The sequence below is a fragment of the Ruminococcus sp. 1001713B170207_170306_F1 genome, from assembly GCF_015668065.1.
In the GTDB taxonomy this organism is placed as follows: Bacteria; Bacillota; Clostridia; order Lachnospirales; family Lachnospiraceae; genus Blautia_A; species Blautia_A faecis.
In genome coordinates, this window is the sequence record NZ_JADPEX010000051.1 from 1 (window position 1) to 8,008 (window position 8,008).

At 38.2% G+C, this 8,008-nt stretch carries 10 protein-coding genes; 7 read left to right on the forward strand and 3 right to left on the reverse strand.

The genetic code is table 11. The annotated features are described in order from the left end of the window. Positions 1–97 precede the first annotated feature (97 nt). Both I4V84_RS19225 and I4V84_RS19230 read right to left on the reverse strand, forming a co-directional pair. Entirely contained in the window at positions 98–796 is a 699-nt protein-coding gene (locus I4V84_RS19225) for an MATE family efflux transporter (RefSeq protein ID WP_243284156.1), read from the reverse strand. Between the two features lie 11 nt (positions 797–807). Next, positions 808–1,815 carry a LacI family DNA-binding transcriptional regulator gene (locus I4V84_RS19230; RefSeq protein ID WP_207748706.1) on the reverse strand — a complete coding sequence of 336 codons (1,008 nt, stop codon included), beginning with the start codon at positions 1,813–1,815 and terminating at the stop codon, positions 808–810. Positions 1,816–1,944: 129 nt separating this feature from the next. On the opposite strand from I4V84_RS19230, the gene I4V84_RS19235 reads away from it, so the two are divergent. From I4V84_RS19235 to I4V84_RS19240, 3 genes are read left to right on the forward strand one after another with little or no spacing between them, the layout of a single operon-like run. Next, positions 1,945–2,280, forward strand: a complete 336-nt coding sequence (locus tag I4V84_RS19235; protein ID WP_334286225.1) for a sigma factor — start codon at positions 1,945–1,947, stop codon at positions 2,278–2,280. A gap of 38 nt (positions 2,281–2,318) precedes the next feature. Beyond that, complete coding sequence (locus I4V84_RS20975; protein ID WP_334286230.1) at positions 2,319–2,426, forward strand: hypothetical protein; 108 nt, start codon at positions 2,319–2,321, stop codon at positions 2,424–2,426. Continuing rightward, positions 2,416–3,537 carry a DUF4179 domain-containing protein gene (locus tag I4V84_RS19240; protein WP_173717543.1) on the forward strand — a complete coding sequence of 374 codons (1,122 nt, stop codon included), beginning with the start codon at positions 2,416–2,418 and terminating at the stop codon, positions 3,535–3,537. The genes I4V84_RS20975 and I4V84_RS19240 overlap by 11 nt, the downstream gene beginning before the upstream one ends. Positions 3,538–3,689: 152 nt before the next feature. On the opposite strand, the gene I4V84_RS19245 is transcribed toward I4V84_RS19240, so the two are convergent. After that, positions 3,690–4,058 carry a transposase gene (locus tag I4V84_RS19245; RefSeq protein ID WP_173717542.1) on the reverse strand — a complete coding sequence of 123 codons (369 nt, stop codon included), beginning with the start codon at positions 4,056–4,058 and terminating at the stop codon, positions 3,690–3,692. Between the two features lie 228 nt (positions 4,059–4,286). On the opposite strand from I4V84_RS19245, the gene I4V84_RS19250 reads away from it, so the two are divergent. The 4 genes from I4V84_RS19250 to I4V84_RS19265 all read left to right on the forward strand — a co-directional run bounded on the left by I4V84_RS19250 (position 4,287) and on the right by I4V84_RS19265 (position 7,903). Beyond that, positions 4,287–4,661 (forward strand): hypothetical protein, encoded by a 375-nt coding sequence (locus I4V84_RS19250; protein ID WP_173717541.1) that lies wholly within the window; start codon positions 4,287–4,289, stop codon positions 4,659–4,661. Positions 4,662–4,941: 280 nt separating this feature from the next. Next, positions 4,942–5,415 carry a GNAT family N-acetyltransferase gene (locus I4V84_RS19255; RefSeq protein ID WP_195993174.1) on the forward strand — a complete coding sequence of 158 codons (474 nt, stop codon included), beginning with the start codon at positions 4,942–4,944 and terminating at the stop codon, positions 5,413–5,415. A gap of 129 nt (positions 5,416–5,544) precedes the next feature. Continuing rightward, positions 5,545–6,996, forward strand: coding sequence for an ATP-binding protein (locus tag I4V84_RS19260; protein ID WP_173717539.1), 1,452 nt, complete (start codon positions 5,545–5,547; stop codon positions 6,994–6,996). A 358-nt stretch (positions 6,997–7,354) separates the two neighbouring features. After that, positions 7,355–7,903: a hypothetical protein gene (locus I4V84_RS19265; protein WP_173717538.1), complete on the forward strand. Its 549-nt coding sequence runs from the start codon at positions 7,355–7,357 to the stop codon at positions 7,901–7,903. The last annotated feature ends 105 nt before the right edge of the window (positions 7,904–8,008 follow it).

Consider the following 8,008-nt stretch of genomic DNA (forward strand, 5'->3'; position numbering starts at 1 on the left):
CATACAAAATACTAACCGGGGGTCAAATGGGGGTCAAACTACTATTTCAGGTGCTTCAAACCCGCATAAATTAAGGGTTTCAGCGCAAACCATGAAACTATCGCCGATAATCCCTGATTGTGATTTTTTTAAAATGTAGAGACAATATCGGTTTATCTCCATCTTTTCTGATACATAAGATAAATCCGATAACAATAAATACCAGGTTAAACAACTGCGAAATAAGTGTAGCAATGGCAGCTCCCTTTATTCCCATACATGAAAATCCAAATTTTCCAAATATCAGCAGATAGTTCAGTCCTGTGTTTACAACAACTGCTCCAAAGCTTGCCAGAAAAGGTATCGTGGTATGTTCTTTACAGCGCAGCCAGGAGGATAAAATATTGCTGACAGCCATTGGAATATAAGAAAACGCTACGATTCTAAAATAAACCGTACCAGCATTTATAATACTCATATCTTTCGTATACAGTCCAAGAATCTGCGACGGAAAAACTCCGGCAGCAAGCAGGAACAATGCTGATATCACAATTCCGCAGATGAGACTTACATCAAAACTGCACCATGCCTCTTTTGTTTCTTGTGCACCAATAAACTGAGCAATTAATATCCCGGCAACCGTGCTTACCGCACCGATCACCACTGAAAAAATCAGTGAAAAGTTCCCGCATAATCCAACTGCAGATATATTTGTCTCGCCTAACTGTCCGATCATAATCTGGTCAACAATTGAAAATGATGCCTGCAGCATACTTTGCAATGTGACAGGAATTGCTATTTTACACAACGATTTCATAAACTTTGACATCATAATTTCCTCGTACTTCCTCTTTTTATTAAATCAACCGGTAACACAATTTCTGTCTTACATTCTGCTCCATCGCGCATTGCCTCCAGACATTCAATTGCTGCTTTTGCCCTTAAGTCTGCTTCCTGATGAATCGTTGTGAGGGAAGGATTACTTTCCCTGCTTGCCATGTTATCATCAAAGCCTATGATCTGGATATCTTCTGGAATTCGCAAGTTCTTTCCTTGCAAAAACCTCATAAATTCAAGTGCATAAAAATCGGACACCGCAAAAACAGCGGTAACACTGTTTTTTAATAGTTGCATATAATTATCCTCATAAAAGCACATTCTTTCCTTTTCTGTCTTGGGTATCTTCCATCTATATGTTTCTCCTTGTTCAAAGGCTTTGCGAAATCCCTTGATGCGCTCTTTATCCATGCAGATGAAATTATCTGCTATGCATAATGCTTTTTTATGTCCTAACTCCTTTAAATATTTCCCAGCCTGATAGCCACCGTCATAATGATCGATGACCAGATTTACTACCTTTGAGCATTTTTGAAAATAGCCATCATACACTACAAACGATATCCTCATTTGATTTCTAAGGCTTTCATAATCAGCTTCACAAAATCCAATCAGAATTAGTCCATCCATATTCCACATGGATGCAAATACCGGAATCTCCTTGATATCAGATGTCGTTTTTATCATCAGAAAATATCCTTTTTCATTCACCTCATGGGAAAGAGCATTCAGCGATAACATCACAAATCCATCCTCTAAAACCCTGCCCTCATACTTTTCATGGTCATTCACTACTACTCCGATGATTCTTGAGTTATTTCTCGCAAGTAAAATGCCAGCCATATTCGGGATATATCCCGACCTTTCAAGTTCCTGCTGGACACGTTTTACCGTCTCATCTGAAATCTTTTCTGTTTTCCCGTGAATTACTTTTGAGACAGTAGCAGTACTAAGCCCTAACGCATCTGCAACATCTACGATTCTATAATGAGGAAACAATATATCCTGAATCCGTGAACTTCACGGATTCAGGTAATAATAATCAAAAAATTGTAACCTTTTAAGGGTTTGAATCGATATATTAGTGTAAGGATCTTTACAAAGAACAAAGAAAATGGGGAATTACTCATGAGATTACCAGTAGAGTGGCTGATAGAGGAGTATCAAATGAATCTGTTTGTGACAGCGTTTCAGGTTTGTAAAAATGTTGAAGATGCAAAAGATGTTGTGCAGGATACCTTTATCGCCTATTATACATCCGATTTACAGTATAATGATGAGCAGCATATACGAGCCTGGCTTTTCCGAATTACAGTTAATAAAGCAAAAGATGTAAAGAAGTCTTTCTGGCACAGAAATAAAATGCCACTGGAAGATTATATAGAGTCATTACCGTTCGAAACGAAAGAGGATAGTAATCTGTTTGAAGTAGTTATGCATCTTCCTGAAAATATCGAATCGTAATACATCTGTTTTACTATGAGGACTGGAATATTCGGGAAATATCTGAAATACTGCATACAAGTGTAAGTAATGTGAAAGTACGGTTATCCAGAGGACGTACACTCTTAAAGAATGTGTTAAAGGAGGAATGGGCAGATGACGAATAAAGAGAAGTATAAAAAGGCGTTTGATGTATTGGCATCCTCCGAACAAATATCATTGGAGGTAGAAAATATGGCAAATAAAAAGCGGAAAAAATCTTTCATGGCAATAACGGTAGCAGCAGTAATTGTATTCGGTACATTAACGGTTGGCGCTGCTGCATATTATAACTGGAGCAACGGTCTGTCAGAGGAACTTCGAATCGATGAAGAAAAACAGAAAATGCTGGAAGATACTGGTATGGCTGCTTTTTCAGAAGTATCCTGCACAGATGCCGGGGTGACGGTGACTGCACAGCAGAGTATTACAGATAATTATTATACTTATCTTTCTTTTAAATTCGAAGGTTATGAGTTGGAAGAAGGAAAAGAACCAAGTATTGAAAATGTTTCAGTAACGGTAGACGGCAGTAATGAATTTTCCTGGGGTGGTTCATTTTATGGCGGATTGATCTGTGGCCCAGATGGACGAGCTGTTTATGCAGATGGTTCTCCTATTGATTATGACCAGCCGATACTTGGGCATTATGAAAGAGATGATGGAAGTTTGGAATATCACATGGTATTAGAAAATAGTGGAGAAAAAGGATCTTTTGTGGGTAAACCAATTCATGTAGAATTTAAAAACCTTGGAACTGCAGGAAAGGCAGAGCATTTTCCGGTTTTGGATGGAACATGGGTATTGGATTGGACATTAGGCGGTACAGATACTGCAAAAGTATATGAAATGAACGAATCATTAGGCGATACCGGAGCAACAGTAAAAGAAATTGAAATTTCCCCAGTATCGTGTCACATTACTTACGAATTTCCAAGGACAGAGATTACCAAAGAATTTACTTTGGCAGATGGAACAACAGAGACATCTACAGAATATAAGGAAGCACCGTGGCCGCAAGGTGTGAAGCTGAAAGATGGGACATTATTGACAATGTTGTACGGAGGCCCGGGAACCAGCGGTTTTGTAGATGATACTACAAATACTTATGTGGCTAGCTATGCCTTCAATCAGGTGATTGATGTCAATGAGATAGAAAGCGTCCTTTTTACAAAAGATACCATCAATGTAGGAGAAATACCAACAGAAGATAATTATTATTGTGTTCCATTAAAATAAGCATTCATAAAAATAGGACTAAAGAGTGCTGTTGTTAGGCGGTTAGTTCGATAAATTGGTTTGACAAAAAGGGTGTTGCAAAATCTATGTGGATTTTGCAACACCCTACATTTTTTACTTGTATTGTTTTAAGATTAGGATTATGTATTACGTCAGATAAAAAAGCTTGTGGATTCCGGTAATGGATTCTCTTCATAAGCTTGTTGGATGATTTCATCATACCGTTTATCAAATTTATGAAGATAATAATAGCTGACAGCTTCTTTTTCCTGTGCTACAGCTTTATCCTTCACTTTCTTCATTTCAAGAAGAAGGTTTTTGAACTCCTTTACCCAGGTTTGTTCCGGATGGTTTTCTTCTATGCCATTCAGTTCACGCAGTAAATGGGCGCGGCAGATAGCATGAAGGCAGTCTGAGTATTTCCAATAGGAACCCCAGCAGTCACCGTTGTATCTGAGCAGGCTTTTTGTCAGAGAAACAGGCGTGCCGTCCGCACCTGCTCTATATTTTAGAGAATCCATTCTTTTGTTTCTGGGGATCTACCTTGTTCATTTTGTTGTGACGTATATTGGATTTCGGAGAAATGTGGAAGAAATAAAAGGATGATATAATTACGGGAAAAGTGATTCCATATAGGAACTATAATCTATCATCGTAGGAAATGTCACATCGTTTTCAGAAAAGCAGATATTTGCTATGCTTTATTTATGCCAACGGCAAATGAAAAAGCAAAGAGAGGTATCTGAAAAATGAATGAAGAGATGATGGAACTTTTGATGCAGAGTGCAATGGAATTGATGGAGCCGACCAGAACAAGGCTGCGGGAGCAGAATCCGGTGTTTGAGGAAGGCAGAAGTGTATGCGGCGAACTGGAAAAGAAGTTTGATGAGGCAGTGGAAGCCCTCCGGAATGTGAATGCTGAAATGGCAGATCTGTTTGAGGAGCATTATAATGCCTACGAGCATTGGGGATATCAGACGGAGCTTTTCAGTTATGTGCAGGGATATCTTGACTGTGTGCAGCTATTATCCGGGCTTGGTGTACTAAATGGGGTGAATCAGAAGTGGATTGATACATTCCTGAAAAGATATCCGATGCAGAGATTATACTCGAATGACGAATGAACAACAAGCATGCACAATGAAACAATATTTTACATTGCAGGTATAGTTGATTTTATAAAAGAAGATTACCATATAAGAGTAACACCTTGTCTTTCAGTATAATATTTTTTGATGCAAGTTTGCAATATGATTTACCGCGTTATCTTGCAAAAGTATACAACTTCATGGTATGATAAAACCTATGGAATCTTGGAGAATTTATGAACAAATGAAGAAGGTGTAAAGTAAATGTCATTAGAAAAAGCAAAAGATAGAGAGTTCTGTATTAAGAATAGGTGAAATGATGATCAGAAAAGCAGAAGAAAGAGATATTCCGAGAATTATGGAGCTGTTAGGGCAAGTACTGCAAATTCATGCAGATATAAGACCTGACATTTTTATTCCGGGCACGACAAAATATACGGCAGACGAATTGAAAGAACTTTTGAAAAATAAAGAAAAGCCGATATACATCGCAGCGAACGAAGCAGATGTTTGTGTGGGATATGCATTTTGTCAATTGCAGGAGCAGCCTTTTTCAAACAATATGGTGCAGTTTAAGTCGCTTTTTATAGACGATCTGTGTGTCGATCAACAGGCGCGAGGACAGCATATCGGAGAAAGTTTGTTTGAATATGTAAAAAATGAAGCAAAACGAATGAACTGCTATGAAGTAACATTGAATGTCTGGGCAGGAAATGCTTCAGCAGAAAAGTTCTATGAAAAAATGAGAATGAAGGCAAAAGAAAGACAGATGGAATATATATTAATATAGAAAATCATGATAAGATAGAAAGACAGAGAACGATCAGCAGCATAGAAAAATGGAGGTACTGAAAGTATGGGAAGTTATCTGAATACGGGAAGAGATCTTTTTGAACTGTAAGTTGCAGGAGTCGGTCATATGAAAGCAATATCTATCTATGCATTAACAAGAGAACAGGACATGAATTGTCTGCAGAAAATGGAGAGGCAGCTGTCTGACAGATCCTACTTTCTGAAAATGAGAGAATGGGAGCTAAGCAGTATGAAAGCTCTGGTTGAGCAGTTGGAACGGCATATGGAGAATGTGCATCTTCTTCAAATTTTCTACTCATTTCAGATCCCAAGACTTGGGAAAGAATTTGATCTTCTGCAGATTAAGGAAAAACAGATCGTCAATATTGAACTTAAAAGTGGGGCGGTATCGGATGAAGCAATTCGGAAACAGCTGCTCCAGAATCGATATTATTTATCCGTGCTTGGGAGAAACATTCGTTCCTATACGTATGTAAGCAGTCTGGATCGACTGGTGCGGCTAAATAATCATGACCATATTGTGGAAGCAAAATGGGAAGAATTATGTAAGGATCTTGAGGAAGAAAGCCTTGAGTATAAGGGGAATATTGAAGAATTATTTCAGGCAGAATTATATTTGATATCTCCGCTTGCAGATCCAGACCGTTTTCTGAAAAAAGAGTATTTTCTGACCTCACAGCAAAGAGATATTGAGCGTCAGATATTGAAAAAAATCAGGGCAAAGCATACAGGGTATTTTGGATTTACAGGACTTCCCGGAACCGGTAAGACGATGCTGCTTTATGATATAGCAATGAAGCTGTCGAGCAGACGCAAGAATGTCTGTATGATCCATTGCGGGGAAGTTGGAAAAAAATGGAAAGTGCTTCATGACAGACTTTTGCGGATTGATTTTGTCTCAGACAGTCAGCTCGAAGGAGAACTGACAGAGCAAATCTGTATGGATAAGTATGAGAGTATTCTTGTGGATGAAGCTCATTTACTTTCACCAGAAAGGTTACAGCGGTTATTAGAATTTGGAAAAAGAAAACCGATGATTTTTTCCAGTGACCGTGAAGAGATGATTTCGCCGGAAGAACTTGACCGAAGTACGATACAGATAATCGAAAAACTGCCTCAGGTTATGAATTTTCGTCTGACTAACCGCATACGGACGAATGCGGAATTGTCTTCCTTTGTTCAGAACATGATGCATTTTACCGGAAGGAGCCAGAAAGGTTATCCACATGTGTCGGTTGTTTACGCAAATGATGATGTCGAAGCAAAGAAGCTGATTGTCTGCTTTGGCAGTATGGGATATCAGCATGACAGGGGAGAAAGCAGTGAAGAAGTTATAAATTCTTCAAGCAGTGAGGTGAATCGCCTGGTAGTGTGTCTGGATACACGCTATTATTATGATGCAGACAGATATCTGAGATCCAGAAATCGTGGTGTAAATGGAGAATCCGAGGTAAGACTTCTATTCCACAGATTGAATCTTGCAAAAGAAGAACTGGCTGTGGTAGTAAAAGAAAATACAGAAGTGTATCGCGTGCTGTTGGAATTGATAAGTGTGTGATCTGGAAAGATGAAAATTAGGAAGAAGCAGGTTACGTTTTTCCGCTTCATTGCGGATGGACTCAAAAATATCTTTATACATAATAAAACCTCCAGAATAAGTAGTGTTAATAATTACATCTACCTATTCGGAGGTGCATTGGCATCATAATTCCGATTGCGGAAGAGCCTGGAAAATGTTATTCTTATCATAGGCAGTGGAGCTTTCTTAGTTCAGTTGTTTCGTGTGGTAACTTAACAATAACGGATTATGAAAAGTAATTCCACTGCTTTTTTAATAAAAATAAAACTGCGCCACAACCTTGGTGGGTCATCGCGCAGCGATTTTGTTCAATCGGTATTTATGGAGGTAAAATAAAATGATGAAACTTGATAATTTTATTGGTATGATGACGGGACATTTTGATAACAAAGAGCAGTTTAATATGATGCAGGCAACAGGAAAAATATATCCTTATGCTAAGCATGTAAATACAGTCTGTAATGACAAAATAAATAATATTCCTCAAGATTTCAATGGGAAATTTGTTGTTGAAGAAAGTTACTATGAGACCAATGGTAAACGTCATGCATCACCGCACCTTTTCCTTATTACAGAAAATGAAGATGGAATTTTACTTTCCTCCTATGAGATTCCGGAAGGAGAAGACAAAAATACATTTTCATATGATTCTATGAAAAATGTTGATTATAGTGAACTGAAAAAATCTAAAAAGTTTACTCCGGCACTTTATCATGAAAATGATGGCATCTGGGAGGGAGGTAGCACAAGTCAGTTTTCACCAGTAATGACATTTAAGCTTTGGGAAAAGTTTTCTGATAGTTGTTTGGAAGTATCTGAAATTATGGAAGTTAACGGAAAGCGGACTTTTGGATACGATGATCCCATTATTTACAAACGTGTATAAATAAGTGATGAACATGGTGACAACTTCCAGTTGAACAAAATCGCTGCGCGATGGCCTGCCAAGGCTATGGCGCAGTTTTTCTTTACACTTTAATAAAAAGCAGTG

Coding starts and splice junctions, on each gene's coding strand:
- I4V84_RS19255 (WP_195993174.1), top strand. CDS start 4,942: ATGATGATCAGAAAAGCAGAAGAAAGAGATATTCCGAGAATTATGGAG.
- I4V84_RS19260 (WP_173717539.1), top strand. CDS start 5,545: ATGAAAGCAATATCTATCTATGCATTAACAAGAGAACAGGACATGAAT.
- I4V84_RS19245 (WP_173717542.1), bottom strand. CDS start 4,058: ATGGATTCTCTAAAATATAGAGCAGGTGCGGACGGCACGCCTGTTTCT.
- I4V84_RS19250 (WP_173717541.1), top strand. CDS start 4,287: ATGAATGAAGAGATGATGGAACTTTTGATGCAGAGTGCAATGGAATTG.
- I4V84_RS19240 (WP_173717543.1), top strand. CDS start 2,416: ATGACGAATAAAGAGAAGTATAAAAAGGCGTTTGATGTATTGGCATCC.
- I4V84_RS19225 (WP_243284156.1), bottom strand. CDS start 796: ATGAAATCGTTGTGTAAAATAGCAATTCCTGTCACATTGCAAAGTATG.
- I4V84_RS19265 (WP_173717538.1), top strand. CDS start 7,355: ATGATGAAACTTGATAATTTTATTGGTATGATGACGGGACATTTTGAT.
- I4V84_RS19235 (WP_334286225.1), top strand. CDS start 1,945: ATGAGATTACCAGTAGAGTGGCTGATAGAGGAGTATCAAATGAATCTG.